Origin of the sequence: Prochlorococcus sp. MIT 1327 (assembly GCF_047304785.1) — a bacterium.
GTDB classification, from domain to species: domain Bacteria; phylum Cyanobacteriota; class Cyanobacteriia; order PCC-6307; family Cyanobiaceae; genus Prochlorococcus; species Prochlorococcus marinus_D.
In genome coordinates, this window is record NZ_CP138972.1 from 2,220,899 (window position 1) to 2,245,454 (window position 24,556).

The following is a 24,556-nucleotide window of genomic DNA, read 5'->3' on the forward strand; positions in this document are numbered from 1 at the left end:
AGCCACTACCAAACTAGATTAGACGCTGCGAACCATTGCATTGTCTTGATACAGATCCATTACAATTCACAAACTTAGAGATTAGTCAGGCAGCAACAAAAGATGTGATTACTCCAAAAGCTGGGAATGAACTGCTTCCGATCTGCAACGAAATGAAGAATAAAGTCTTCTAAGCTTAGCTACAAGAAAAGGAACTCCAATATTTCTGCGGCCAGAGGTGACAAGCCCATCTCCAAGAATCAGTTCGCAAGGCTCGTGCTGCATCTGCCCTGGGCGGAGCAAGGAGCGCATGAAGATCAAATCAATGTTTGAACTGCCGATCAGGGTTGCCAGGGCAACACTAAAGACGTTTAAAAGCAATTCAAGAGATTACTAGTTCTGCTCTCTTAGATCACAAACCTCGACAACTATTGCTGACCTCTTCCAGCATGATCAAAGCATCATCACCACGGCCAGCCCGAAGCTGACTCATGATCACATCGGCTTGCAAGCCAAGCAGCAAGGTCTGACAGGGATAGTTGCTCTGAGCGCCTGCACGTCTCTGCAGGGCTTCCGCCCGCAGCAACGCGGCTTGGCATGCGTTTAGCTGACCAGAGTCAAAGCATGCGAGTGCTAGCGGCCTTAGGCCTGGAAGCTCAGCCGCTCTTACAGGAATCATCCCTAGGAGTGGAAGAGAACCACAGAGCACAAGCTGCAGCAAGAGGCAGCATCTCTGCGACTCCTGCCCTGAAAGCAACATGATTCCTTTGCAAGAAGGGTGCTTATTTCAACGCAAATGAATGGGTCGGTCGCAAATGCTCAAAAGTAATTTGCATGCCGCTCATCAAGAAAGTGCCTTTTTCTTCAGTTGATGTGACCAAAGCACAGCCTGATGCAAAGGCGCTGTCAGCAGCGTAGAGATGAGGGCCAGCAATGCCAACCAAAAGACTGCCTCAAGCTCTGCTCTACACCTCAGTTTTTAAAGCGATTTTGGCTGAACTTTTAAGCGTTCAATCCCCATGCAGCGTTCGGTTCGTCTTCCTCTGTCGCTTGCTGGTGCTGCTGCTCTTGCCTTAGCTAGTTCTCCTATACAGCCAGCAGCTTCTGAAGACGAAGGCAGTGCAGCAGATCTTGGCGTGATGGAGATCAACCTCAAAGATGCTGTGCAGTTCAACTGGGGTCTTCAAGGAGCACTTCAAGGAGCAGGCACACCCAATCAAGCCGGCATTGGAGCCTTTCTTCCGATTGCTGTTGGTGAGAACAGCGTTTGGTTTATTGATGCTTTAGCCAATGCCAACTTCTCTGATTTTGATGGCTAAAGCAGCATCATCAATACAGAGGTTGCTGGTACCTCGATCAGCACATCAACCCGTTTGGGTTATCGCTGGCTGAATGGTGACCGCTCTTGGATGTATGGCATCAATGCTGGCCATGAGAGCCGGCCGATGAATACAGGTGATGCTGATACCAACGTGAATATCTTTGATAAGCGTGAGGTCTTCTTCTCTCAGGTTGCTGCAGGCTTAGAAGCAGTCTCAGACACTTGGAACTTCAATGCCTATGCACTGGTTCCTATTGGTGATGTCGAGAAACGCCTAAATAGCCATTACAAAGGCGGTTCTCTTGATACCTACGGATTAGATGTTGGCTACAGCATCACACCTGATCTCAATGCTTCTGTTGGTAATTACTACCAGCAAGGTGATCTCGATGATGCTGATGGTTCTGGTGTTAAAGGAAGACTCGCATACAGCATCAGCAATGGTTTAACGCTTGGCACCAATCTTTCTTACGATGAAGCCTTTGATACTCGCTTTACGGCAGACATTAAATATCACTTTGGCAGTAATGGGTATGGAGCACCTAGCAAGAAAGAACCAGCAGTAATGCCTGCAATTCAAGCGTTATCTGCAACACCAGACAATCGAGATGCAAGGGTGCACGACCACGGCGCCTTTATTATACGACCAAGGTATGGTTTATAGATTTTGGCGCTTTAAACGTGAATTCCTGCGATTGATCTTCTGACACCCTAACGATATCTTTTTGCCATGGTGTTCATGAGGATACCTTCTAATGGCCCCTGCAATCGCGGGGGCTTTTTGTTTCTTCAATCACCCGCATAAAGCCGCAAATTAACCTCGAAGAGCTGGCACCATTGCCATCAACACAGCCTGAATACTGACGCTCCCTGGCACTCAGTGCATCAACCCGAAACTACAAGGCACACCAGCGAAAAGCCTGAATATTCTTCTCCCTTATTTCTACCCTTATTCGCTCAACATATTCACCACAGCAACAGACGTGAATCACTATCACGGATGCCATTTGCTCTTCTAAATCTCACCACAACTTGATGCCACTCGTCAGGGATTTGATTGAGGCGAACATCCCAAGCCCATGGCAATTGCTGTTGGCCAGGAGAAACCTTCTTCTTCTTCCTTGTAGTTCTTGCACTGCTCACCAACTGTTTGAGCATGCGACTACCCCAGTGGCATTTGGGAGCGCCTTTACTCTTATGGCGATATTTATGGCAGAAACGCTCATGGCGCTTGGAACATCAATCCAATATTGACGAAAGGTTTAAGAAGGCTGAGCAACATTAACTGATTCTATCTGTTTTCAGGCTGTCATATCAGCTTTATCCAATTCAGTCGACTCTTAAACTCATCAGCCTTAGATTGAACTATAGAAGATTTTTTAATCAAAATATGATGACAGAAAAACGAACACTCTTCATACACTCACTTTTCGTTAATCAAGAGCCCAATAGAGGAGTAGCATCGAGACACGACACTCCTCACACAAGTTTGTCGGTATGGGCGCTGCTCGATGAGGGCGCCTTTTTCATGGTTTTGACATGCCTAGCAATGAGCCTTAGACGAGGAAGTGGCGTCAGCTGTGTGTTTAGTCTTGCTCTTCCTCTACAGCATCAAGTACACGCGATGCCCATATCGCATCAATGATCGCTAGCAGGGAACCGGATGCATAGAACACACGCCAGAACTGTTCATCAGACATGACCGAGAGGGTGAGCATGAGCACGCACAGCACAACATCGATCACAACCGCTCGCCAGATCATCCTTGGTTCCCAAAAGGGCTTTTTGTCCACTTAGTTCCTGTATTTGTTGTCTGGGCTTACGGGGTTAACCACCTTGGTGTCACAGGTGAAACCTCCATCTGCGTTGGCAGTGCAGTTCTCTGCATCAATGCTGGTCTGTTCATTCACCAGCGGCTGGTTGCTCTTACGCCGGAAGTAAACGTCACTCTCTTGAGACTGTGAAACCAATTGCTCAAACTGATTGCTGCATGCCATCGCAGGGGTGCACATCAGAACTGCTGCCGCTGCAGCGGTTGTCAACGAGCGAAGCATGTCTTGGTGATTGCGTCAGGAGCAGCCTAGTGACGATTCAACGGAGACGGAAAGGGGTCACAGTGTCAATTTTGGTCAGACAAAAAAACCAAAATCCTGTTAACGGTCGTGAACCAACAGGCTGGCCCCTTGTTAACGGTGGAGTGCGTCTCCCTAATCGGTGCGCATCTCAGGGAAACAGCTGGTAATTCGGATCAGTTCCCTTACTTGCTCTTGATCGTATGAAGACAAGGTTGTCCCAGGTACCCCACTGCCTTCTACTAGCCCTGCTGCTTTCATTTTTTTCCTGATCAGAGCTTTCCTCTCAGAGCTCGCCATCGCTTTGAAGCGTGCTCTTCTCTCTTGTTTACCCATAGGGTGTAGACCTCAGCAGTAACGGGAGACAGGTCTTCTCTCTGTATAAGGTGGCATTCAAATCAAAAGGCTTCTCCTTCAGGCATCCCACACCAAACCAGTAGCCCAGATAACGAATCGAGCAGGTAAGGGCTGGCTTCAGCAGCCAGGATGGCATTGCATTGCTATATCTAGAAGTGCTGTTTAAGCATGGGTGAGCTGGATGATTCTCCACTACCTTCTTTTTGATATCCCTCCTTTCTTTTGGAACGTTCTTCTTGCAGGCTCAATAGTGTTATTTGGTGCAACGTGTTCCCGCATCCTGTATGTGAAGACAGCACACCTCTACCCACCAAAAAAGCAAAGGGCTTAAAGCCATTAGGAGAGTAATCGTTGAATACTAAGGTGGGTTGATGCCTAAATCAGGCTTAGCAGCCCACTGCAGCAAAACGAATTTCAAGAAAACACCCTAGAGAAGTTCCTTAGACTCAACGTTTTTGCTTATGCGCTGGTGTTCAAAACACATAAAGGACCTTTGGCGGGCCTCCTAAGTCACTTTTAACAAGAATGTCGCATCCATCTGAACCATCTGCTTCTCGCTGGGTAACAACAGTCGATGAGTTTGAGAAGCTGGCGGATTATTCTCTGATGGATAGTTTAAATACTGACCCTGATTCCAAGGTAGATGGTGATGATCACCTCGCCCGACAAGTTTGTTCTGGTCATTTCGTACCTGTAACACCCACGCCGCTTAAAAACCCAGAATATGTAACTCATAGCACCACATTTTTTAATGAGCTTGGCTTAAACAACGAGCTGGCATTTGATGAAAGATTTTGCAAGTTATTTTCAGGTGATCTCTCTGCTACGCGTGAGCCTATGCGACAGGTTGGCTGGGCAACTGGTTATGCACTATCGATTTATGGCAGAGAATACAACCAACAATGTCCATTTGGCACTGGTAATGGATATGGCGATGGCCGAGCGATATCTGTATTTGAAGGAATCATTAATGGCAAACGCTGGGAAATGCAATTAAAAGGTGGTGGTCCAACGCCTTACTGCCGTGGTGCCGACGGACGCGCAGTACTACGTTCAAGTGTGCGTGAATTTCTAGCGCAAGAATATATGCAGGCTTTAGGTGTTCCAACATCGCGATCGTTAACACTCTATGTTTCTAAATCTGAGACAATCACCCGGCCTTGGTATTCTCAACACACCCAATCCACCGACCCTGATATTTTGGTGGATAATCCTGTAGCAATTTCAACTCGCGTCGCACCATCCTTTTTGCGAGTTGGTCAACTAGAATTATTTGCGCGTCGCGCTCGCAGCAATAGTCATCCAAGAGCATTAGAAGAGTTGCGCATGATTGTGTCGCATTTAATTGAACGAGAATACAAAAATGACATTAATCAAAACCTTTCTTTTACAGTTCAATTGGTCGAGTTGGCGCGGCTCTTTCGTGATCGCCTTAATTTATTGACAGCAAATTGGCTCCGCATTGGCTACTGCCAAGGCAATTTCAACAGTGACAATTGCGCCGCAGGTGGCTTCACCCTCGACTATGGACCATTTGGATTTTGTGAAATCTTTGATCCAGCATTTCAGCCTTGGACTGGCGGCGGCGAACACTTTTCATACTTCAATCAGCCAATCGCGGCGGAAGCAAATTATCATATGTTTTGGAAAGCTTTAAGGCCGCTACTTGAAGAAGATGCTAAAGCCCTAAAAGAGTTTAACCAAGTGCGTGATGGCTTTGCACAAGCCATGGATAAACAAATCCAAAAAATGTGGGCAGCCAAGCTTGGCTTGAAAGAATACAACTCCAATCTATTTGAGGAATTATCGCAGTTAATGATCAATTCAAAAGTGGATTACACGATCTTCTTTCGCGAGCTATCTCATATACCAAATGATTTATCAGCATTAAAAAAGAGCTTCTACTTCCAAACTTCACAACAAATCGATGAGCAATGGCAATCTTGGCTACAAAGCTGGCGCGAGCGCGTCATCAACAATGGCAATTCAACAGAGACATCAAAAATCATGAAACTGACCAATCCAAAATATACTTGGCGAGAGTGGTTAATTGCCCCTGCCTATCAGCAGGCCGAAGAAGGCGACTATTCCTTAGTGAAAGAGCTACAAGAAGTGCTAAGTCATCCATATGATGAGCAATCAAAAGAAATAGAAGATAAATACTATCGCCTAAAACCTAAGGCATTCTTTAATGCTGGTGGCATATCGCACTATAGCTGTTCATCTTGAGGACAAATAAAAGCTGAACCATTGGAATAATAAATATTAGCCAAAAAGCTTTAGTCGTTGACTCACAAAAAGCAGTAACTTCATTATCAGTGCGCTGATGGATCTCGACCTAGAATTGAAAGTCTATTGAAGTCATTGATAGGTAGCCGCCCACAAGCAGAAAATGAAATCTCCTGATCAGCTGAATCATCTAGCAGTAATCGGGCCAATCACGTTGCTATTAGTTCGCTTCACATTTCCATCACTTGTAGAAACAGTCAAGACGGCCATCAGAGAACGTCCTAGATCGTCGCTTCCAAGCTGATAGGTGGTTTCAGAAGCGTTCGCTACAAGCTGCCAATGTCCGTTACCTTTGCGGCGATACCAGTGAATGTGAACCGATTCAATGGCGTCACCATCCAACATCAGGTCCGCCTTCAGCAGTTGCCCTTCAAAAGCATCTCCTTCCAAAACAAAACGACTTAAACCTTCGATGTTTTGCTCGACCTGCTCTTCAGACTTTTGATCCTCTGAAATGCGGCCTTCTAAAACATGAATCTGTTCCTGAGGGGAAGCAGTGAGCCCAGGAAAGCACTGAAGACTGCCATTCTCAAGTCGGCATCCGGGCAGCATGCCTTGTGCCTGAGCTCCCTGCAATCCCAGGCTTAAAGCCACCAAAGACATAAGGGAAACGCCCTTTATGCGAGAGGTGGGGCTCATTGATTCCAACTGAATGTAACTTCACGTTGGCAGCCCCAAGCCGATGGTCAATGCCTTCTCATCAACTGATGCCAGATGATTTCCCTGCAACCACATCACACCAACCAGCGCCCTCTGATTGAGCGAAGATCGAGAATCCAATGCCATCGCGCCTCACCTGGCGAGGCACTCTTCTTCTTGCTTCTAGTTCTTTCTTGCAGTTGCTCACAAGCGTTTTGAAAATCCGGCCAACCTAGTGACAATTAGAAACACCCTTGGCGTGCATAGAGATACCACTGGCGAAAGCGTTTCAAGCGCTTGATCGCGCCACTGAGCGTTGTCAATAGCATCAAGGGACTAAAGCTCAATTGACCGAAGCTCTCAACTCATACTTGTCTTAATGCACAACATTGATGTATTGATCAACCTTCCCCTTTCTTAAGGGAGCTGCATAATCTTAATCGCTTGCAAAAACTTAACTAATCTCAATCAGCTCACCACAGAAGCAGCCATAGGAGTCTTGATCGTCTGTTCTGCTTGAAGATCTCCAGCTGGAGACTTCAGCGCGTAACCAGTGTTCAGCTCTTCTATGACGCTCCCCTGGCCAAGACAGTCCAAGCAGGTACGAAACCTCAAATGACTGATGCGTTGAATGCCACTACCTCCGCAGTTAGGGCAGATCGACATTGATTGTGTGCATTAAGTGGCTATTTATTTTCATACATTTTTGCGCTTGCGATCCCGAAGGCTTCGTTAAGAATTGGAGCCGTTGCGCCTTTAAGGTTTCAGCACGCTTTTCAACCCCCCCTCCTTCTTCTTCAACTCACTCAATAACTCCCCTACCGTGAGTTCAGCGCCAAAAGGGACAAGGCTCTGGCTAGCAGCAAGCCAGCCCACCACATGAGAAGGCCCTAGTCCCTCGGAACGCAGGCTGTCCAAACCAGCATGTCCCTCTCGCTTGGCCAACTTTCGGCCTTGGTCATCACACAACAACGGCACGTGGCGATAGATCACAGCCCGCTCTGAAATCGCATTGATCAAAGCGAGCTGTGCATTCATGGCGTCAAGCAAATCTTCACCGCGTACCACCTCGCTAATCCCGAGAGTCAGTTCATCAACAACCGTCGCCAAGTGATAAGCGATAAAACCATCAGCGCGCCGCAAAATCACGTCCCCACTGGTATGGGAGAACTCTTTGCTCACCCTTAAACGCCAACTGGGCAGCCTGCCCTCATGCCACCCCCAAAACAGCTCCAGATCTCGACACGTGCCTGGGTAAACCAAATGCCGCCCAGCTGGTGCTGAGATATCAGCCAACATTCGCCGGCTACATCGACAGGCATATAACTTCCCCTGACGCCGCAGAGCCGAGAGGAAAGAGTTGTAAAGCCCACGGCGGCGGCTCTGAAACACCACGGGGCCATCCCAATCAAGGCCTAGCCAGTGCAAATCCTGCTGGAGGCTCTCAACCGCTCCCACACGATTGCGAGGTTGATCCAGGTCATCCACCCGTAACAGCCAAGCCCCATTAGCCAAGCGCGCTTGCAACCAAGACACCAGAGCAGTGCACAGATTGCCCAGGTGTAATGGTCCCGTCGGAGACGGGGCAAACCTGCCCCGATAGCCCTGATTCCTAAGCCGCTGCCCCGCTTCCATCTGCTCATACAGATGATCAGGCAGTTCAGAGGACGTGGCCATTGAATCAATGGAAGGAGCCCTGACTCAGTAGGCCCACAAATAAAAGGCGGCCGTGACGACCGCCCGTCTGCAAACAAGGGCTAAACAATCAGCCCTGAACGCGATCTTTGAACATCTTTCCTGCGGTAAATGCGGGAACACGCTTGGCAGGGATTTTGATCTTCTGCCCTGTCTTGGGGTTCAGACCCTGACGAGCGGAACGATCACGAGGCTCAAAGGATCCGAAGCCAAGGATGGAGACCTTCTTCCCCTCCACTACGGAATCGATGATGGTATCGATGGCAGCATCCACCACCAAGGAGACATCTGTTTTCGTTAGCTCAGTACGGGCTGCGACGAGGTTGACCAGGTCAGCTTTGTTCATAGGAAAGGGGTGATGGTACGGAAACTGTTCAGTGACAGAGCAGAAGACGAAATCCGTCCCTGCTATCCCGATTCGCGCTAATCGTATGGACTCAAGCCGCTGCCGGCAACCGAAAGGGACCGTGGCGCAACGCTTTATACGAAAATTGAACAATTTGATTCACTGATTTGCCTGCAATGTCCAGGCATCCCATGGGGCCAATTTCTCTCCTCGGAGGGGCCCAAGGGGAGCACCAGAAGCCAGTGCAGGCCTTGAATCTGAAGGAATCCATTGGCGCAATTTTTGCAAGCTTCTGAGCTGGCGAGGCCAATGAAAAGTCCGCCGATGCGCCAATGGAGCCAATTGAACAAACGCGACAGGAATCAACAAACGTCCACAGAAAAGTACGTTCCAAGGATCAGGAGCAAAAACCACGCAGCTCCCTGGTGTTGGCCCAGGCGTCCAAAGCAACCGCAGCCCCGCAGCGGTGGTGTGTTGATCAACAAAGCTGTCCAGCGAAGTCAGCCCGGGCAGGAGATAAGCCTCCTGCTCCTGCACCAAGACAGGCCATCCGAGTGCATCCTGAAACGCACGCACCCTGCCATGCCCCTCTCGACTGGTCAGCAAGATCCGGGCCGTGCGACCCGAGGCGAGCTGTTTTAGAGCCTCAAGAGTGGTTGTCGTTAAAGGCGGACAGTCGATTAAGACGGGTTCGGGGTCACATCCCAGCCACCATGCTGTCCCCCCGTCACAGTCTCCATTGGGTGGGAAAACCCAGAGGGGCCCGCTCAGCTGCTCTGGAGGATTGCCCGACTCCAATGCTTGGGACAACGTCATGACATTGTGAAACGGGCTGAACTTCTTCGCTTGTGCCCAATGCTTTCTGCCTCGCCGCAGACACAGCTGTAAGCAAGATGCATCTCGGCACTCCTTGGCCCCTGGGCAGCACGATCACAACACGAGGCGTCAATTTCTCTGTGGCCGCCCCAACTGCAAAGCGCGTGGAGCTGCTGCTGTTTGCCGATGCAAATGCCACGCAGCCAGAACACATCCTCGAGCTCCAGCCTTGCCATCGATCCGGCGACTACTGGCATGTTGAGGTGGAAGGATTGCAAACTGGCTGCTGTTATGGCTATCGGATCTTCGGCCCCCACAACCCTGACAGCAATAGCTTTCACCCCTCCAAGGTGCTGCTTGATCCCTGCACAAGAGCCATCAGTGGCTGGGACATCTATCAAAGAGAACAGGCCAAAGGATCGTCGCCCAATATCCAAGCCTGCCTAAAGGGAGTGGTGTGCGAACGAGAACATTTTGACTTCGCATCCCATCCACGCCCCAGGACCCCATGGAACCGCAGCGTGATCTACGAACTGCATGTAGGAGGGTTCAGCAGCGGCACGAAGTCAGAGGTAACACCTCAGCGCCAAGGCACCTTCCTGGGACTCATTGACAAACTTCCCTATCTGCGACAACTGGGTATCACCGCAATAGAGCTGCTACCTATTTTTGCTTTCGATCCCTCTGATGCGCCAACGGGGCGGGACAACTACTGGGGCTACAGCCCTCTGAACTGGTTCACTCCCCATCCCAAATATGTTCATGGTGACGATCCATTGCAGGCTCGCCAACAAGTCCGCGAGCTGGTTGCGGCCTGTCATGACGAGGGTATTGAAGTCATCCTTGACGTGGTCTACAACCACACCACAGAAGGCGGCCTTGATGGCCCCACACTCAGCTGGCGAGGCTTCAGCGATGCTCTCTATTACCACCAAAACGACAGTGGCGAATACCTGGATGTAAGTGGTTGCGGCAACAGCATCGCCGCCAATCGTCCAATCGTGAGGCAGCTGATTCTCGAGTCGATGCGTTGCTGGGCCATCGAACTAGGAGTCGATGGCTTCCGCTTCGATCTAGGGATTGCCCTGAGCCGAGGCGAAGGCCTAAAGCCGCTCGAACACCCTCCCCTATTTGAAGAGATTGAAGCTGATCCAGAGCTCAGCGATTTAAAACTGTTTAGCGAACCATGGGATTGCGGTGGCCTCTATCGACTCAGCGATTTCCCAGCACAACGAATCGGAACATGGAATGGCCATTACCGAGATGACCTACGTGCCTTCTGGAAAGGAGACGAAGACAGCGCCTGGAGGATGGGACAACGCCTAAGCGGAAGTGCTGATCTCTACAAAGGTGAACCAGCTCCGCTGGGACGTTCCCTGAACTTCATCACTGCACACGATGGCTTCACCCTCAATGACCTGGTGAGTTTCAACCGCAAACACAATCTCGCCAATGGAGAGAGCAACCGCGACGGTGAAAATCACAACAACAGCTGGAACAACGGCATTGAAGGCCCCTGCAGTGACCATGCCGTGCAGGCCCTCCGCCATCGCCAGATGCGCAATCTGATCGCCACCCTGTTGCTTTCAAGAGGAGTGCCAATGCTTTTAATGGGAGATGAAGTGGGCCGCAGCCAGGGGGGGAACAACAACAGCTGGTGTCAGGACAACCCGCTCGGCTGGATGCTCTGGAACCCTGAACAATGCGATATGGATTTGCACCTCTTCGTCAGCAGGCTGCTGATGATTCGCCACCAACTTTCGGAACTCTTCTCTCCCATCAATCACCCCCCTGAGGAGAGGCCCGTACGTCTTCAGCAGAGTCCAGACGATCTCTGGCTGCAATGGCATGGTGTTGAGATCGACAAGCCCGATTGGGGCAGCTGGTCCCATACCATCTGCTACAGCCTGAATCGAGGCTTCAGCGGTGCGGTGATGTGGATGGGCTTCAACGCCTACAGCAAAGCCATGCACTTTGATCTGCCTGAACCGACTTCTGCCTGGCACCGCATCCTGGACACAGCACGTCCTAGCCCTGATGATCTACCCGCAAGACCTAATGCATGGACTTCAGAGGACATTGATCTGCAGAACCGCAGCATGTTGATCTTGCTGGCAGAGGAATACGCCTCAAAACTCAAGCTCTAAAAGGCAAAATCAAAAAAGCGGGCGGCGGGAATCGAACCCGCGTCATCAGCTTGGAAGGCTGAGGTCTTACCACTACACAACGCCCGCACTAGCACAGCAGAACCATCGCGATAGACGAAATGGATCTGCGTTTCAGCGCCCCTGCATTATGACCTTGCGCATCCCCCTTTTTGCAGCTTGACGAAATCCACAGCGATTCAAGAGGGATCACGCCGCCGGCTGATGATCTCCTATGGCCTTGGCGATGCAGGCACCGGGCTGGCAGCAACTCTGCTCGGCTTCTACCTCTTCGTGTTTTTTACCGGGACCGCCGGGCTGCCTGCCATTGTTGCCGGCTCACTGCTGATGGTGATCAAGCTCTGGGATGGGATCAATGACCCAATGATCGGCTGGCTGAGCGATCACACCCAAACTCGTTGGGGCCCAAGGATTCCCTGGATGCTTGGCGCAGCACTCCCCCTCGGCATCAGCCTGGCTGCCATGTGGTGGGTTCCTCCCGGAGACGTTGCCCAGAAAACGATGTATTACATCGTGATGGCGATTCTGCTGATGACCGCCTACACCAGCGTCAATCTGCCTTACTCCGCCCTCTCCACAGAGCTCACAGAAGACACATCTGTGCGCAACCGTCTCAACGCCGCCAGATTCACCGGATCAATCATCGCCGGTGCAAGTGGCTTGATTGTGACGCCTTTACTGCTGGTCAACGGTGCCAACGGTTACTTGGCCATGGGCCGCATCACCGGCACAATCGCAGCTTTAGCCACCCTCGCCTGCTGCTGGGGGCTGGCCCCTTTCACAAAAACCGCCAGGCGCCCCCGTTGCCATCACGAGCCCCTACGTCGACAGCTTGTGAGGATCATCAGCAACAGACGCTTCCTCAAAGTTCTGGGGCTTTACCTATTGCTCTGGTGCGCTTTGCAGTTGATGCAGCCAGTTGCTCTGATTTACCTGGTTCAGTTGATGCGCGTACCCGCAGAACTGGCCACCTGGATGTTGCTGCCCTTCCAGCTCTGCGCCCTGATCGGCCTTCAGGTCTGGAGCATGTATGCCAATCGCCATGGGCGAATCAGGGCCCTGTGCTGGGGTGGATGTCTATGGATAGCTGCTTGTGTTGTTTCGATGCTGCTCCCCCCTATCTCCGCTGATGCATCCCTCGCCAACCTCTGGCCTACAGCCGGCACTGATGGTCTGAGATTGATGGCTTTGTTGGCCACCATTGGCATGGTGGGGTTTGGAGCCGCAAATGCTTATCTCATCCCTTGGTGTCTGCTACCAGATGCAATTGATGCTGACCCTGACAAGCCAGCAGGCCTCTACACCGCCTGGATGGTGCTAGTTCAGAAAATCGGTATTGGTGTGAGCATCCAACTACTCGGCATTCTGCTTTCACTGTCTGGCTATCGCTCAGTGGTAGAAGCAGGCGGAGCACTGAGCTACTCGGATCAACCCGAATCCGCTCTGATCACCATTCGCATGTGCATGGGATTCATTCCCGCAGTACTTGTGGCGTTGGGTCTTGTGGTGATGCGAGGCTGGCCCGAAAGGAACTCTCACAACCAGGCAGCCATGTCATGACGACTCCTCGCTGGCTGAAGCGACTGGGCAGCAGCCTCATCATCGGAGGCCAGGCAGTGGCAGCCACCGCCCGAGGTCGTATCAACAAGGTCGACCTGTTTGATCAGCTGATGGAGGCCGGTCCAGGCAGCTTCCTGATTGTGCTGATCACAGGCTTAGCCGCAGGAACGGTCTTCAACATCCAGGTCGCCGCAGAACTGAGCAGACAAGGTGCTGGATCCACGGTAGGAGGGATTCTCGCCATTGGGATGGCAAGGGAAATCGCCCCTCTGCTCACCGCCACGCTGCTCACTGGCAAGGTAGCCACGGCCTATGCAGCTCAGCTGGGGACCATGAAGGTCACTGAACAGATCGATGCCATCACCATGTTGCGAACTGAACCGGTTGAGTACTTGGTGGTTCCAAGAGTGATCGCCATGGTGGTCATGGCACCGGTGCAATGCATGCTGTTCTTCGGTATAGCCCTCTGGAGCGGCCAGGTCAGCAGCACCAATCTTTATCAAATTCCACCAGAGGTCTTCTGGAATTCCGTGCGCACCTGGCTGACTCCGGATGATTTGCCATTCATGCTGATCAAATCATTGGTTTTCGGCCTTCAGATTGCTGTTCTGGCTTGCGGGTGGGGCCTCACAACGCGTGGTGGTCCAAAAGAAGTTGGCACCAGCACCACTGGCGCTGTTGTGATGACCCTGGTCACAGTGTCTTTGATGGATGTGTTGCTCACCCAGATTCTTTTCAGCTGATGTCATCAAGGCCCACAAGCAAACGCACAGCTATTGACAAATCCTGCTTACCCCCTTATCGCCCCCAAATCAGTGATGGGTTCAGATCGGCCCTCTCTCATTAACTCCCCAAACAGACCCAACATCTCTCCTGAGAGCAAGACCACCACTGCCTGCCTGGTTCATGCCTGAAGCCGACCTCCCCCTCCGCAAACAGCCTCCCCCTGGGCAGACTTCTCCTGAACAGCCTTCTCCTCAACAGCTTGCGCCTGAACAGCCCTCGCAGAACTCAGCAGACTCTCAATCCGATCTCCTAGCTGCTCCTCAAGACAAACCAGATCTTGCTCCACTCCTGCAAGTGGCCTTGACGGAGCTGCAGCAACATCGCGATCAACTCGAAGCAGAAATCAAAGACCTCTCCAACCGCAAATCCCAACTGGAAAAGGAGCTCAGCAGTTCCTTCGCTGGCCAGTCCGATGCTATTGCCAGGCGGGTCAAAGGCTTCCAGGACTACCTCACAGGCGCTCTGCAAGACCTAGCCCAATCAGTGGAGCAACTTGAACTGGTTGTGCAGCCTGTTGTGGTCCAACCTTCTCCCCTAGACCAACCCAAGTCAACGCCCGAAGCCGGCGCTCAGGACAACGCCCTAGCTGTTGCTGACACCTTTAAACCAGACGAAAGCCTGATCCGTGAATGTCTGGAGCAATTTCTAAGTCAACCAGACTTCTACGCCGATCCTTGGAAATTGCGACGCAGCCTTGATCCCAGGGACAAAGAACTTCTAGAAGACTGGTTTTTCAATCAGGGTGGGCGAGGAGCACAGCCAAGCAGAAACAGCCGAACACGCAACATCCTTGTGGCTGCAGCCCTGATTGCCATCCTCGGTGAACTCTATGGCGACCGATTCCAAAGCCTGGTGCTTGCCGGCGAACCAGAGCGGCTTGGCGAATGGCGACGTGGCCTTCAAGATGCTCTAGGCCTCGCTCGAGAAGACTTCGGCCCTAGCAGCGGCATTGTTCTTTTTGAACGCGGCGAAGCTCTTGTAGAACGCGCCGACCGACTTGAGGAACGAGGGGAAGTTCCCCTCATCCTGATTGATGCAGCCCAACGCAGCGTAGAGATCCCCGTGCTTCAGTTCCCGCTATGGCTAGCCTTTGCAGCTGGGCCGCAAGAACGGTTCGAAGACGAAGAACTGCTCTGATGATGTTCAACTCTCTATTTGGGAATCTTCTCTCCCTAATCATGGGATATCTGCTCGGTTCACTACCCAGCGGATATCTTGCAGCCCAATGGCTGGCAGGAATCGACCTGCGTGAGAAGGGTTCGGGATCAACCGGGGCCACCAATGTGTTGCGCCAGGTGGGTAAAGGTCCTGCCCTAGCCGTTTTCCTTATCGATGTTGGCAAAGGCACAACCGCCGTACTTGTTGCTAGGGCACTTGAGCTGGATGATGGCTGGCAAGTTGCGGCAGGTCTAGCAGCCTTGGCAGGTCACATCTGGCCTGTGTGGCTGGGATGGAAAGGTGGCAAAGCTGTCGCAACAGGTCTTGGGATGCTGCTAGGCATCTCCTGGCCTGTAGGGCTGGCCTGTTTCGGCATCTTCCTCACTGTGCTGAGCTTCAGCAGGATCGTGTCGTTATCGAGCATCATCGCCGCCCTCAGCTTGCCGTTGCTGATGATCTTGCGCTTTCAAGGCAACTCATCGCCTGCTTACCTGGCGGTGGCCTTTGCCGCCATGGCAATGGTGGTGTGGCGACACCGCTCCAATCTGCAACGCTTACTGGCGGGCACCGAACCTCGCCTCGGTCAGTCCAGCTGACGCTGTTCAATCTCAAAGCAGCAGCGTGCAAACGCCTCTGCCGGATCAACAGCACGGGTAATCGGCCGGCCAATCACCAAACGTGAAGCTCCTGCATTCAGCGCCGCTGCAGGACTCATGACCCTGACCTGATCCGCCAATTCAGCCCCCGAGGGGCGAATACCAGGAGTCACCAACTCAAATGGCGAGGGATGAAGTCGGCGTAAGCCGCTTACTTCCCAGGGAGAACACACGCAGCCGCCCAACCCTGACTCCGCAGCCAACTCAGCCAACCACTCCACCCTGGCCTGAATAGACTGAGGAATGCACAGCTCATTCGCTAGACGCTTCTGATCCCAACTGGTGAGCACAGTGACGGCCAACAGCCGGGGTGCTGACAAGCCAACCTCCGCAGCCCCCTCGCAAGCAGCCCTCTGAGCTTCAGCAAGGGCAGCAAGGCCAGCACAGGCATGCACCGTGATCAACTCAGCGCCAAAGCTCGCTGCTCGGCGACAAGCTCCTGCCATGGTGGCAGGGATATCGTGAAACTTGAGATCAAGAAAAATCCGTAACCCTTGCTCCCGTAGATCAGCCAAAACCTCTGGCCCCGCACTAACAAACAGTTCCAGGCCCACCTTGACCCAACTGACCTCTGGCAACTTTGAGCTGAATGCAAGGGCCTCAGCCCGCTCCATGCCATCAAGAGCAATGATCAGTTGATCGGCAGGAGTCAATGGCGAGGTCATCACAGCAGGGTTTGGTCCTTCACTCAACGCGTCAAACGACGAAAGGTTTTCTTGCCCACTTGCAGCACCTTGCCCATCAGCAGGCTGGAGTCAGTGAATTCCAAATTGGGATCGGTAATTTTTTCGCCATCCAGGCGTACCGCACCACCCTTGATTTGACGCCGAGCCTCGCTACTGCTCGCACAAAGTCCAATCGCACTTAGCAGATAAAAGGCCTTGGCCGGAAAATTCACATCCGAAAGCAACGCTTCTGGCACAGATGCAGCGTCATCTTGAGAGCCGGAAACCAATCTGGCTGCATCATTCTGGGCTGCTTCAGCCGCCGCGATGCCATGACGGCTGGCCGTGACCGCAAGAGCCATGGCCTTCTGCCGTTCACGCGGATTGACAGGTAAAGCTTCAGGGTCGAGATCGGTAAGCAAAACCACGTAACTGCTGACAAGGGCATCAGGAACCTTCTCCAACTTGGAATACATGGAAAGGGGATCCTCATTCAGTCCCACAGTGTTAGAGAGACTCTTGCTCATCTTCTGCACCCCATCCAGGCCAGCCAAGATTGGGAGTAGGAGCCCAAACTGAGGGCGCTGATCGAAATGACGCTGAAGATCCCGCCCCATGGCGACATTGAATTTCTGATCAGTCCCCCCAAGTTCAACATCTGCCTGCACCGCTACCGAGTCGTAACCCTGCAAGAGGGGATACAGAAACTCATGCAGAGCTATCGGAACACCTGAGCCATACCGATTGCCAAAGTCTTCTTTAGCCAGCATTTGCCCAACCGTGGCAGTGCCCAACAAACCAATCACCTCGGGCAAATCCAAGTCAGCCAACCACTCAGTATTACGTCGCACTTCCAGGCGCCCAGGGGTTGTGAAATCGAGCAGCGCTCTTTCCTCTGACTGCCCCTTACCCAGCTGGGCAAGATAGGTTGTCGCATTGGCCTCAATCTGCTCAGAGGTGAGCTGCACTCTGGTGATGCTCTTGCCGGTTGGGTCACCGATTCGTGCAGTGAAATCGCCAATAATCAACACTGCTGTATGGCCCGCATCCTGAAAAGCTCTGAGTTTGCGAAACAGGATGCTGTGTCCCAGATGGATATCACGACCAGTGGGATCAATACCAAGCTTGACCCTTAGGGGTCGGTTTTGTTCTCGAGCCTCTTCAAGACGAGTCGCAAGTTGCTGATCAGCATCCCCCCATTGGCCTGAAGGGAACAAGTCAACCATGCCCCGCTCCAACCAGGCCGGCATGGTGATCGGCGTCTCCGGCATGGTTAGAGGATCTCTAGCTGAGCGGATCGTACGGGTAGCAAGTCAGCCAGTCATCACTTTCAGCCAGAGTCCTGCTCAAGCTCTGTCTTCATCCGGGTCAAGGTTTGATTCATCTGCTCAAACATCTGTTCAGGCGTAATCCCGAACTGGCCCAACTGAGTGCGCAGCTGTTCAACAGTCATCTTTGCTTGAAAATCCTCGGAGAGCTCAAAACGCTTCATAAACACGCGATAGCGCTGCATCAACTCCTCCATGGTGTCGATGAACTTTTTTTTACCCTCCCGATCAAACTTTCCATATTCAGAACCGAGTTGCATCAGCTGTTGATAGTCGGTGAACAGCCGCTTGGCCTCCTCCTGAACAATCTCCGATTCAAAGAAGGCCATGAACGCCCTGGGCTTGTTGGTTGGAATTGTGCAAAATTCTCGTCGTCAGAAACAGTGCGGATCAACGTAATCTCCACAATGAGGCTCTAACCGCTCCTGTTACCTGGTTGCAACCAGTGGACATCACTCCCCGGATCTCTTCTCTCCAGAAAACAAGTCAACAAAGCCATCCCCTGCTACGTCGCAGTCGCACTGTTGTCGCCACAGCCGATCGCGTCTTAATCACAAGTTGGGTGGGCTGGTTTGATTGCCTGGGTCCCCTCGTTGGGGCTGCAACCAGTGAGGACGAGACCCTCAGTTGCCTGAAAAGCTCTAATGCAGATCTCCTGATCTGCACCGATCTACTGGAGAGCGGGAATGGCCCAAGCCTGGTCCGTAAAGCAAAACAGCTCAAGCCTGATCTCAAGGCCCTGATGCTGATTCAACGACCTGTATTACGCACCCTGCTGGATGCAATAGAAGCCCATTGCGATGGCCTCTGTGCCCATGAGCTCGTCGGCAGTGGCACCCTGCTAGCAGCTCTAAGCGCAATCGAAAGCGATGGCACCTACTTAGACAGTGTGGTTGCAGGAGTTTTACGTCACGGTCGTCTCGGCAATGGCAAGACCAGCAGCCAAATCGACAACCTCAGCTTGCGCGAGGGAGATGTGCTTCGAGGAATCTGTAAAGGGATGAGCAATCAAAACATTGCCGATGAGCTCTATCTCTCGATCGATACGGTCAAGAGCCATGTGCACAGCCTGCTGCAAAAATTGCCAGCACGAGATCGCACCCATGCTGTGGTGGTGGCTTTTCGTGATGGGCTGGTGGAGTTACCTCAAAGACTGCCACGTTGGCAATAACGCTGCCTTCACTGACTCGGTAACGTCCCCTCAATGAGCGATCCCCAAAGGGTGATTGGCATCTTGCACTTTGAGCCAACAAGCGCAGCTCCAAAGCTTCCGCAAAGGTGATCAATCAATGCAAACCGCGCGTGGTCAGGGCCACCTATTCCCAAACCAAGTTCCATCCGCAGGGCTCGCCCCCCGCCAGGAGCTCATTCTTAGCCGCGACCTTTTACAAAGCTGGCAGAGGCGGATTCAAGGCCATCAAGCCGATCTATTCCAAGGAGAGCCAGATATCGCTCGGCAGAGCTCGCTGTTTGGTAGCGATCAAGAAACAGTCATCGACCAATTGAAGCCCCTGCAGCTCACCCCTCTCCCCCTGAGCTTCTGGCGCTGGCCTAACAGCCCTCACCATGGCCCAGCCGTTTATCTGGTGATGGACCGCCCAGCAGACCTCAATACTCCTTTATTGCTTTATGTGGGCGAAACGATTGCTGCAGATCGCCGCTGGAAGGGTGAGCATGATTGCAAGGCCTACCTGGCGGCCTATGCCGAAGCCCTGGCCAAGGCAGGACTAACAAGCCAGCTCAGCATCCGTTTTTGGAGCGATGTTCCCGAGAGCACCAAAGCCCGTCGAAAGCTCGAGCAACAACTGATCCAGCACTGGCTGCCACCGTTCAACAAAGAAACAAGAGCTCGCTGGAGCACCCCGTTCACAGCTGAATGCAGCTAAACGGCACGGCTAACATCGCGCCACCTCATCAACATCCCATGGAAATTTGCCTTTTTCCAGCAACCTTGCAGAGCTGGACTGGCGATGTGCTCATGGTGGGCATGCTTGAGGGAAAGATGGAGGAACGTTTAAACGAGCTGGAAACACTCTGCAAAGGCTCTCTGATGCAGAGCCTTGAGAAGCAGATGTTCAAAGGCAAATCCGGAGAAATCGCCACCGTTCAACTGCTCCAAAACAAGCCAAACCTGCTGGTGCTCGTAGGGCTCGGAGAACCCCAGAACATGAGGCTTGATGACCTTCGCAAGGCGGCTGCCCTGGGAGCGAAAGCAAGCCTCGGATGCAGTGGAACCCTGGGGATGATGCTCCCCTGGGAGCCCTTGGATGCGGCATCTGCCGCAAGGGCCGTCGCAGAAGCCGTTCGCCTTTCCCTCTATAAAGACCTCCGCTTTCGCAGTGCTCCTGAGCCCCGCTCTACGCCAACAAAACTGGAGCTCATTGGTCTGCCCGACTCAGCCAGCAAAGATCTTCAAGCCGTTCACCCGACCTGTGCGGGAGTTGAGCTAGCAAGGCAGCTGGTTGCGGCTCCTGCTAACAGTCTTACCCCTACGGCCCTCGCCCAAACAGCGATTCAACTTGCCCACGAACACGGCCTCGAGTGCACTGTGCTGGAGCGATCTGAATGCGCCGAACGGGAAATGGGTGCCTACCTAGCAGTCTCTCAAGGTTCTGATCTGAAGCCAAAATTCATTCACCTCACCTATCGCCCTCAAGGACCAGTTCAACGACGACTGGCCCTTGTAGGCAAGGGACTGACCTTCGATTCCGGTGGATACAACCTCAAAGTTGGAGCTGCCCAGATCGATCTGATGAAGTTCGACATGGGCGGCAGCGCAGCTGTACTTGGAGCCGCCCGAGCGATTGCAGAACTGCGACCCAAGGGAGTGGAAGTGCATGTGATCGTGGCCGCCTGCGAAAACATGGTGAATGGATCCGCTGTCCATCCAGGAGACATCGTGCGGGCCTCTAACGGCACCACCATCGAGATCAACAACACCGATGCCGAAGGCCGTCTGACCCTTGCCGATGCACTGGTATACACCTGCGGACTCGAACCAGACGCAATCGTGGATTTAGCAACCCTTACAGGGGCTTGCGTTATCGCACTTGGCGAAGAGATCGCTGGCCTTTGGACAGCTAATGATCCCCTGGCTGAGGGCCTAACCGCTGCCGCCGAGGCAGCCGGCGAAGGCCTGTGGCGCATGCCATTGCCAAGCTCCTATCGAGAGGGTCTCAAATCCAACCTCGCTGACCTCAAGAACACAGGACCTCGTCCTGGAGGATCAATTACCGCGGCCCTTTTCCTCAAAGAGTTTGTTGAGGCCTCCATCCCATGGGCCCACATCGACATCGCCGGAACGGTCTGGTCTGAAAAGGGCCAAGGCCTCAATCCATCTGGTGCCACCGGCTACGGGGTTCGCACTTTGGTGAATTGGATTTGTAGTCAGTCTTGAGTCAAGAGGCTTTGCATTCAACTCAGCGAAAAATGAGCCAAAGAAGGAATCACAACACGAGTACAACGTTGATCGCTCAAGGTCGCGCAGGGTTGGCAATGCTCATACCTAGAGCTAGCAACCTATCCAGAAAATTGATCAGCAAAGAGTTTTCGCTTGCTTGATCAGAATCGGGGCCCTTAATTTTGATTCGGGATATTGAGCTGGCTTGAATGACGACAGTCCTTGACCTGGTATTCGATAGCGATCTGATCAAAGAAGCTTTGGGCATCAAAGCCAGAGGGAGAAGGAAAGACCGTCTAACTCAAGAGGCTGCAGCATTCATCGCCCCATTCCTGGCATGAATCCGCTCTGAAAGCGAAAGGGTCTTGGGGGATTCCAACGCATGAATCTGCCAACGTGCTCGTTCAGAAAAAGATGCCAAAACCCTTTCCAAGTCATCGGAAGCCTGCTTCGGAGAAGGATACGGGCCAACATGCCGAGTCACTAGTCCATCCTTAACGGTCAGCAGATACATACATCTCCTACTTAAATCTCCAGCAGATGTTAAGCAGCTTTTTCAGCAGAAGGGATGGGTGGAAACCCGCATCTTCACTGCGAACTGCACGATTCCAAAGGTCATCCTGATTTTATTTTTTCCTTAGATTTGCTTGATCTGGGCGCTGCCATGGCAAGCCGGTTCGTGCTCTGTCACCCCATAGCTGATCTAGCCGGCGGTCGCGGCCACAGCTGTATCGATAGAAGTTGTATTTGATGCTATTGAGCTCCGCGTAATTCTGGTGGTAATCCTCAGCCAGCCAGAATTCGCTTGAAGGTTTGATCTCAACTCTCAGATTGCTCATGGGCTGGGCCAGTTCCAAAGCCGCAGCATCAGCACTCTCACGCGCCTCGCTGGCCTGCTGGTCATCTCGGGTGAAGATCACAGGTCGATAGGAGTCACCTTGATCACAAAATTGGCCATCACCATCAAGAGGGTCAACATTGCGCCAATAGCTGCGCAATAGCTCTGCATAGCTGATTTGAGAGGCATCAAATCGCACCTGTACGGCCTCTTGATGACCTGTGGTCTTAGAGCTCACCTGGCGATAGGTGGGGCGAGGCAAATCACCACCTGTGTAACCACTCTCAGCAGAAATCACACCGGTCAATCCCTCCAGATCATGCTCAAGACACCAGAAGCAGCCCCCGGCAAAAACGGCTTCCTCGACTGACGCCAAAACTTGAAGCGGCAAGCCAAGTAAGGCAACACAGAGAAAGATGGCAATCCACCATCTCCTCAAAGGTCGAAACGTTGTCTTCATGTCTTGGTTAAATCAAGGATTTCCTTGGCTGCCCTATCGGTAACACCTGGAACGCCAAGCGTCTGCTGCAATCGCCGATAGCCCTCGAGCATCTCATTGCGCTGGGCAGGATCCTCCAATAAAGGGATAGCTGCCTGCACAAGTGCTTCTGCAGTCAACTCATCCTGTAGTAATTCCGGCACAAGCCGTTCCTTCAGCAACAGATTCACCGGCGAGATATGGTCCACCCGAAAGCGCAAAAAGTGTCGAGCCACAAATGCTGTGATCCGACTCACCTTGTAGCCCACCACCTGGGGAACACCACGCAAGGCCAGCTCCATATTGACGGTGCCTGATTTGCCGAGGGCAAGATCCGCCGCCGCATAAAGCATTGGTTTGAGTTCATCGGCCTGCTGAGCCGAAAGCACTCGCCCTCGAACTGCCGCCGCCTCAAGAGCCTCCTGCAAAGACGTCTCAAAACTTGCTAATCCTGCAGGAACAATCACCTCAAGGGATGGGTCACGCTGCTGAAGCAAAGCTGCTGCCTTGGCGAGAGTGGGCATCAAGTAACGAAGTTCCTGTTGCCGGGAAGCCGGTAAAAGCAACAACAATCTTTGGCCAGGCTTCAAGCCAAGCCGCTCACGCGCCTGCTGAAGATCAGGCAACACACTCACCGTATCGAGTAATGGATGACCGACCCAAGTCACCTTGGCCCCTCGCTGGGAATAGAACTCAGCTTCAACCGGAAAGATCGCCAAAATTCTGTCGGTGAAACTCAGCAGCTGAGTGGTGCCGCCATCGCCAAAACGCCAAGCCCATTCCTGAGGAGCGATGTAGTAAATGATGGGCACCCTGGGAAACCAGCGCCGTAACTTGTGCCCCAAGCGCACGTTGGCGCCCATGTAATCGATCAGCACCACGGCATCGGGTGGTCGCTGCTTGAGAACGTGATCCACCCGAGACTGAAGTCGCAAAGTGGGGAGCACCAGAGGCAGGGCCTCCCAAAGTCCAATCGCACCCATCGGAGCCGTATCAGCAAGCAGTTCTGCACCAGAAGCCTGCATGCGGGGACCTCCAAGGGCCATCAACTCAAGCGGTAAGGATCGCCGTTCAACCTCCCTTTGGAGAGCTTGAATCAAGAGACTTCCCTGCAAATCACCAGAGACCTCGCCAGTGCTGATCAGCAGGCGCACCATCAGCGACTCAAAGACATCGCAGGCATAGGACCGCGACGTCCCTTCTCAATCGAGGCCTCCAGAAAGGCACAGAGGTGTGCAGCCGCTGGCATCAACTGCTCTTGTCGAGCAAGCCGCAACCCCTCAACAAAGACATGGTCAGATCGAAACAGCAGATTCCAAATCTCCTGCAACTGGCCAAGCTCTCCTCCCTCTTGAGTCTGCAGACCACTGCGCCGCAGGCCAACACGATTAAGCCCCCTCAATCGACCTGGATGCCCTTCGGCGAGGCAGTACGGGGGGACATCGCGATCAACCCTTGTCATACCTCCAACCATGGCAAGACTGCCAATGTGAACGAATTGGTGAATTCCTAAGCAGCCGCCGATCACGGCCCGGTCTTCGACCACGACATGACCAGCCACTTGAATTCCATTCGACATCACAATCCCATTGCCCAGCTCACAGTTGTGACCAAGGTGGCAATAGGCCATCAACAAGTTGTGATCACCGATCTTGGTCTGTTCACCTTCCTCTGTGGCCCGGTTGATGGTGACGGATTCCCTAATTGTGTTGGCATCGCCAATCACCACTTCTGTGGGTGCGCCGCGATACTTGAGGTCCTGTGGCTCAAGACCAAGGCAGGCACCGGGGAAGACCCGGTTCTTGGCGCCAAGGGTCAAACGGCCATCGAGCACCACATGGGGACCAATCCAGGTATCAGGACCAATCTTCACGTCAGGTCCAATCACTGCTCCCGGCCCAACAACGACCCCGGAAGCGAGCTCAGCACGAGGATCCACCACAGCCGCAGGGTGAACCTGAGCCTTTTTTTCGGCAGTGATCGCTGAGAGTTTGCTCACCTCGCTCAT

At 52.7% G+C, this 24,556-nt stretch carries 28 protein-coding genes, 1 tRNA gene and 1 pseudogene; 11 read left to right on the forward strand and 19 right to left on the reverse strand.

The window, feature by feature from the left end; all coding sequences use genetic code 11:
* Nucleotides 1-391: 391 nt before the first annotated feature.
* Both SIB80_RS11155 and SIB80_RS11160 read right to left on the reverse strand, forming a co-directional pair.
* Nucleotides 392-700: a hypothetical protein gene (locus SIB80_RS11155; protein WP_413681484.1), complete on the reverse strand. Its 309-nt coding sequence runs from the start codon at nt 698-700 to the stop codon at nt 392-394.
* 61 nt (nt 701-761) lie between these two features.
* Entirely contained in the window at nt 762-923 is a 162-nt protein-coding gene (locus tag SIB80_RS11160; RefSeq protein WP_169246969.1) for a hypothetical protein, read from the reverse strand.
* A gap of 75 nt (nt 924-998) precedes the next feature.
* Here SIB80_RS11160 and SIB80_RS11165 point away from each other — a divergent pair.
* Nucleotides 999-1,964: pseudogene (locus SIB80_RS11165) on the forward strand (carbamoyl-phosphate synthase).
* Between the two features lie 302 nt (nt 1,965-2,266).
* Here the strand turns inward: SIB80_RS11165 and SIB80_RS11170 are convergent.
* The 3 genes from SIB80_RS11170 to SIB80_RS11180 form a co-directional block, all read right to left on the reverse strand.
* Nucleotides 2,267-2,458 (reverse strand): hypothetical protein, encoded by a 192-nt coding sequence (locus tag SIB80_RS11170; RefSeq protein WP_236076912.1) that lies wholly within the window; start codon nt 2,456-2,458, stop codon nt 2,267-2,269.
* A 428-nt stretch (nt 2,459-2,886) separates the two neighbouring features.
* On the reverse strand, nt 2,887-3,093 hold the full coding sequence (locus tag SIB80_RS11175; protein ID WP_041384534.1) for a hypothetical protein: 207 nt from the start codon (nt 3,091-3,093) through the stop codon (nt 2,887-2,889).
* Complete coding sequence (locus SIB80_RS11180) at nt 3,094-3,354, reverse strand: hypothetical protein (RefSeq protein ID WP_063419498.1); 261 nt, start codon at nt 3,352-3,354, stop codon at nt 3,094-3,096. It abuts the gene before it with no gap.
* Nucleotides 3,355-4,254: 900 nt separating this feature from the next.
* Here SIB80_RS11180 and SIB80_RS11185 point away from each other — a divergent pair.
* Nucleotides 4,255-5,958 (forward strand): protein adenylyltransferase SelO, encoded by a 1,704-nt coding sequence (locus tag SIB80_RS11185; RefSeq protein ID WP_063419500.1) that lies wholly within the window; start codon nt 4,255-4,257, stop codon nt 5,956-5,958.
* Between the two features lie 186 nt (nt 5,959-6,144).
* Here SIB80_RS11185 and SIB80_RS11190 read toward each other — a convergent pair whose 3' ends face one another.
* The 6 genes from SIB80_RS11190 to SIB80_RS11215 all read right to left on the reverse strand — a co-directional run bounded on the left by SIB80_RS11190 (nt 6,145) and on the right by SIB80_RS11215 (nt 9,514).
* Nucleotides 6,145-6,657 carry a hypothetical protein gene (locus tag SIB80_RS11190; RefSeq protein WP_063419501.1) on the reverse strand — a complete coding sequence of 171 codons (513 nt, stop codon included), beginning with the start codon at nt 6,655-6,657 and terminating at the stop codon, nt 6,145-6,147.
* Between the two features lie 21 nt (nt 6,658-6,678).
* Nucleotides 6,679-6,804: a hypothetical protein gene (locus SIB80_RS11195; protein WP_255454348.1), complete on the reverse strand. Its 126-nt coding sequence runs from the start codon at nt 6,802-6,804 to the stop codon at nt 6,679-6,681.
* Between the two features lie 321 nt (nt 6,805-7,125).
* Nucleotides 7,126-7,323 (reverse strand): hypothetical protein, encoded by a 198-nt coding sequence (locus SIB80_RS11200; protein ID WP_063419502.1) that lies wholly within the window; start codon nt 7,321-7,323, stop codon nt 7,126-7,128.
* 90 nt (nt 7,324-7,413) lie between these two features.
* Nucleotides 7,414-8,334 carry a tRNA glutamyl-Q(34) synthetase GluQRS gene (gene gluQRS / locus SIB80_RS11205; protein WP_063419503.1) on the reverse strand — a complete coding sequence of 307 codons (921 nt, stop codon included), beginning with the start codon at nt 8,332-8,334 and terminating at the stop codon, nt 7,414-7,416.
* Nucleotides 8,335-8,422: 88 nt separating this feature from the next.
* On the reverse strand, nt 8,423-8,698 hold the full coding sequence (locus tag SIB80_RS11210; RefSeq protein WP_011130763.1) for an HU family DNA-binding protein: 276 nt from the start codon (nt 8,696-8,698) through the stop codon (nt 8,423-8,425).
* A gap of 159 nt (nt 8,699-8,857) precedes the next feature.
* The gene (locus tag SIB80_RS11215; RefSeq protein ID WP_063419504.1) at nt 8,858-9,514 is read right to left on the reverse strand and encodes an MBL fold metallo-hydrolase; all 657 of its coding nucleotides are present in this window, start codon (nt 9,512-9,514) and stop codon (nt 8,858-8,860) included.
* Nucleotides 9,515-9,591: 77 nt separating this feature from the next.
* Here SIB80_RS11215 and SIB80_RS11220 point away from each other — a divergent pair, with 77 nt between their 5' ends.
* Nucleotides 9,592-11,661, forward strand: coding sequence for a glycogen debranching protein (locus SIB80_RS11220; RefSeq protein ID WP_063419586.1), 2,070 nt, complete (start codon nt 9,592-9,594; stop codon nt 11,659-11,661).
* A 16-nt stretch (nt 11,662-11,677) separates the two neighbouring features.
* Here SIB80_RS11220 and SIB80_RS11225 read toward each other — a convergent pair.
* A tRNA-Gly gene (locus SIB80_RS11225) sits at nt 11,678-11,748 on the reverse strand.
* 135 nt (nt 11,749-11,883) lie between these two features.
* On the opposite strand from SIB80_RS11225, the gene SIB80_RS11230 reads away from it, so the two are divergent.
* The 4 genes from SIB80_RS11230 (at nt 11,884) to plsY (ending at nt 15,779) form a co-directional block, all read left to right on the forward strand.
* Nucleotides 11,884-13,239 carry an MFS transporter gene (locus SIB80_RS11230; RefSeq protein ID WP_063419587.1) on the forward strand — a complete coding sequence of 452 codons (1,356 nt, stop codon included), beginning with the start codon at nt 11,884-11,886 and terminating at the stop codon, nt 13,237-13,239.
* Complete coding sequence (locus SIB80_RS11235) at nt 13,236-13,982, forward strand: MlaE family ABC transporter permease (RefSeq protein ID WP_063415797.1); 747 nt, start codon at nt 13,236-13,238, stop codon at nt 13,980-13,982. The genes SIB80_RS11230 and SIB80_RS11235 overlap by 4 nt, the downstream gene beginning before the upstream one ends.
* 163 nt (nt 13,983-14,145) lie before the next feature.
* Nucleotides 14,146-15,162, forward strand: a complete 1,017-nt coding sequence (locus tag SIB80_RS11240; protein WP_063419505.1) for a DUF3086 domain-containing protein — start codon at nt 14,146-14,148, stop codon at nt 15,160-15,162.
* A gap of 2 nt (nt 15,163-15,164) precedes the next feature.
* Nucleotides 15,165-15,779: a glycerol-3-phosphate 1-O-acyltransferase PlsY gene (gene plsY / locus SIB80_RS11245; RefSeq protein WP_063419506.1), complete on the forward strand. Its 615-nt coding sequence runs from the start codon at nt 15,165-15,167 to the stop codon at nt 15,777-15,779.
* Here the strand turns inward: plsY and pyrF are convergent.
* Genes pyrF through SIB80_RS11260 form a run of 3 tightly spaced genes read right to left on the reverse strand, consistent with a single transcriptional unit; the run spans nt 15,767 to nt 18,161 of the window.
* Entirely contained in the window at nt 15,767-16,504 is a 738-nt protein-coding gene (pyrF, locus tag SIB80_RS11250; protein ID WP_063419588.1) for an orotidine-5'-phosphate decarboxylase, read from the reverse strand. The two genes, plsY and pyrF, sit on opposite strands and share 13 nt — an antisense overlap.
* 23 nt (nt 16,505-16,527) lie before the next feature.
* Entirely contained in the window at nt 16,528-17,775 is a 1,248-nt protein-coding gene (tyrS, locus tag SIB80_RS11255) for a tyrosine--tRNA ligase (protein WP_063419507.1), read from the reverse strand.
* A 59-nt stretch (nt 17,776-17,834) separates the two neighbouring features.
* Nucleotides 17,835-18,161: a DUF1825 family protein gene (locus tag SIB80_RS11260; RefSeq protein WP_063396279.1), complete on the reverse strand. Its 327-nt coding sequence runs from the start codon at nt 18,159-18,161 to the stop codon at nt 17,835-17,837.
* Nucleotides 18,162-18,277: 116 nt separating this feature from the next.
* Between SIB80_RS11260 and SIB80_RS11265 the strand changes: the two genes are divergently transcribed.
* The 4 genes from SIB80_RS11265 to SIB80_RS11280 all read left to right on the forward strand — a co-directional run bounded on the left by SIB80_RS11265 (nt 18,278) and on the right by SIB80_RS11280 (nt 21,573).
* Nucleotides 18,278-19,003 (forward strand): response regulator transcription factor, encoded by a 726-nt coding sequence (locus tag SIB80_RS11265; RefSeq protein WP_063419589.1) that lies wholly within the window; start codon nt 18,278-18,280, stop codon nt 19,001-19,003.
* Between the two features lie 118 nt (nt 19,004-19,121).
* Nucleotides 19,122-19,718 carry a GIY-YIG nuclease family protein gene (locus SIB80_RS11270; RefSeq protein WP_205909695.1) on the forward strand — a complete coding sequence of 199 codons (597 nt, stop codon included), beginning with the start codon at nt 19,122-19,124 and terminating at the stop codon, nt 19,716-19,718.
* A gap of 38 nt (nt 19,719-19,756) precedes the next feature.
* Nucleotides 19,757-21,229 carry a leucyl aminopeptidase gene (locus SIB80_RS11275; protein WP_063419590.1) on the forward strand — a complete coding sequence of 491 codons (1,473 nt, stop codon included), beginning with the start codon at nt 19,757-19,759 and terminating at the stop codon, nt 21,227-21,229.
* A 212-nt stretch (nt 21,230-21,441) separates the two neighbouring features.
* Complete coding sequence (locus SIB80_RS11280) at nt 21,442-21,573, forward strand: hypothetical protein (protein ID WP_255454350.1); 132 nt, start codon at nt 21,442-21,444, stop codon at nt 21,571-21,573.
* On the opposite strand, the gene SIB80_RS11285 is transcribed toward SIB80_RS11280, so the two are convergent.
* From SIB80_RS11285 to lpxA, 4 genes are all read right to left on the reverse strand, one after another.
* Nucleotides 21,534-21,746: a hypothetical protein gene (locus SIB80_RS11285; protein WP_074160135.1), complete on the reverse strand. Its 213-nt coding sequence runs from the start codon at nt 21,744-21,746 to the stop codon at nt 21,534-21,536. The genes SIB80_RS11280 and SIB80_RS11285 overlap by 40 nt on opposite strands.
* Before the next feature lie 112 nt (nt 21,747-21,858).
* Nucleotides 21,859-22,530 (reverse strand): peptide-methionine (S)-S-oxide reductase MsrA, encoded by a 672-nt coding sequence (msrA, locus tag SIB80_RS11290; protein ID WP_063419508.1) that lies wholly within the window; start codon nt 22,528-22,530, stop codon nt 21,859-21,861.
* A complete protein-coding gene (gene lpxB, locus SIB80_RS11295; RefSeq protein WP_063419509.1) occupies nt 22,527-23,705 on the reverse strand; it encodes a lipid-A-disaccharide synthase in 1,179 nt (392 codons plus the stop codon). The genes msrA and lpxB overlap by 4 nt, the downstream gene beginning before the upstream one ends.
* Nucleotides 23,705-24,556: an acyl-ACP--UDP-N-acetylglucosamine O-acyltransferase gene (gene lpxA, locus SIB80_RS11300; protein ID WP_063419510.1), complete on the reverse strand. Its 852-nt coding sequence runs from the start codon at nt 24,554-24,556 to the stop codon at nt 23,705-23,707. Before lpxA ends, lpxB begins: the two co-directional genes overlap by 1 nt.

What these genes read in the sequence shown, in the direction of transcription:
- SIB80_RS11215 (WP_063419504.1), bottom strand. Translation starts at nt 9,514, where the DNA reads ATGACGTTGTCCCAAGCATTGGAGTCGGGCAATCCTCCAGAGCAGCTG.
- tyrS (WP_063419507.1), bottom strand. Translation starts at nt 17,775, where the DNA reads ATGCCGGAGACGCCGATCACCATGCCGGCCTGGTTGGAGCGGGGCATG.
- SIB80_RS11280 (WP_255454350.1), top strand. Translation starts at nt 21,442, where the DNA reads ATGACGACAGTCCTTGACCTGGTATTCGATAGCGATCTGATCAAAGAA.
- lpxB (WP_063419509.1), bottom strand. Translation starts at nt 23,705, where the DNA reads ATGGTGCGCCTGCTGATCAGCACTGGCGAGGTCTCTGGTGATTTGCAG.
- SIB80_RS11200 (WP_063419502.1), bottom strand. Translation starts at nt 7,323, where the DNA reads ATGTCGATCTGCCCTAACTGCGGAGGTAGTGGCATTCAACGCATCAGT.
- SIB80_RS11195 (WP_255454348.1), bottom strand. Translation starts at nt 6,804, where the DNA reads ATGGCATTGGATTCTCGATCTTCGCTCAATCAGAGGGCGCTGGTTGGT.
- SIB80_RS11260 (WP_063396279.1), bottom strand. Translation starts at nt 18,161, where the DNA reads ATGGCCTTCTTTGAATCGGAGATTGTTCAGGAGGAGGCCAAGCGGCTG.
- SIB80_RS11180 (WP_063419498.1), bottom strand. Translation starts at nt 3,354, where the DNA reads ATGCTTCGCTCGTTGACAACCGCTGCAGCGGCAGCAGTTCTGATGTGC.
- SIB80_RS11185 (WP_063419500.1), top strand. Translation starts at nt 4,255, where the DNA reads ATGTCGCATCCATCTGAACCATCTGCTTCTCGCTGGGTAACAACAGTC.
- SIB80_RS11220 (WP_063419586.1), top strand. Translation starts at nt 9,592, where the DNA reads ATGCATCTCGGCACTCCTTGGCCCCTGGGCAGCACGATCACAACACGA.
- gluQRS (WP_063419503.1), bottom strand. Translation starts at nt 8,334, where the DNA reads ATGGCCACGTCCTCTGAACTGCCTGATCATCTGTATGAGCAGATGGAA.
- pyrF (WP_063419588.1), bottom strand. Translation starts at nt 16,504, where the DNA reads ATGACCTCGCCATTGACTCCTGCCGATCAACTGATCATTGCTCTTGAT.
- SIB80_RS11170 (WP_236076912.1), bottom strand. Translation starts at nt 2,458, where the DNA reads ATGCTCAAACAGTTGGTGAGCAGTGCAAGAACTACAAGGAAGAAGAAG.
- plsY (WP_063419506.1), top strand. Translation starts at nt 15,165, where the DNA reads ATGTTCAACTCTCTATTTGGGAATCTTCTCTCCCTAATCATGGGATAT.
- SIB80_RS11270 (WP_205909695.1), top strand. Translation starts at nt 19,122, where the DNA reads ATGCAAACCGCGCGTGGTCAGGGCCACCTATTCCCAAACCAAGTTCCA.
- lpxA (WP_063419510.1), bottom strand. Translation starts at nt 24,556, where the DNA reads ATGAGCGAGGTGAGCAAACTCTCAGCGATCACTGCCGAAAAAAAGGCT.
- SIB80_RS11275 (WP_063419590.1), top strand. Translation starts at nt 19,757, where the DNA reads ATGGAAATTTGCCTTTTTCCAGCAACCTTGCAGAGCTGGACTGGCGAT.
- SIB80_RS11235 (WP_063415797.1), top strand. Translation starts at nt 13,236, where the DNA reads ATGACGACTCCTCGCTGGCTGAAGCGACTGGGCAGCAGCCTCATCATC.
- SIB80_RS11230 (WP_063419587.1), top strand. Translation starts at nt 11,884, where the DNA reads ATGATCTCCTATGGCCTTGGCGATGCAGGCACCGGGCTGGCAGCAACT.
- msrA (WP_063419508.1), bottom strand. Translation starts at nt 22,530, where the DNA reads ATGAAGACAACGTTTCGACCTTTGAGGAGATGGTGGATTGCCATCTTT.
- SIB80_RS11190 (WP_063419501.1), bottom strand. Translation starts at nt 6,657, where the DNA reads ATGAGCCCCACCTCTCGCATAAAGGGCGTTTCCCTTATGTCTTTGGTG.
- SIB80_RS11285 (WP_074160135.1), bottom strand. Translation starts at nt 21,746, where the DNA reads ATGTATCTGCTGACCGTTAAGGATGGACTAGTGACTCGGCATGTTGGC.
- SIB80_RS11240 (WP_063419505.1), top strand. Translation starts at nt 14,146, where the DNA reads ATGCCTGAAGCCGACCTCCCCCTCCGCAAACAGCCTCCCCCTGGGCAG.
- SIB80_RS11210 (WP_011130763.1), bottom strand. Translation starts at nt 8,698, where the DNA reads ATGAACAAAGCTGACCTGGTCAACCTCGTCGCAGCCCGTACTGAGCTA.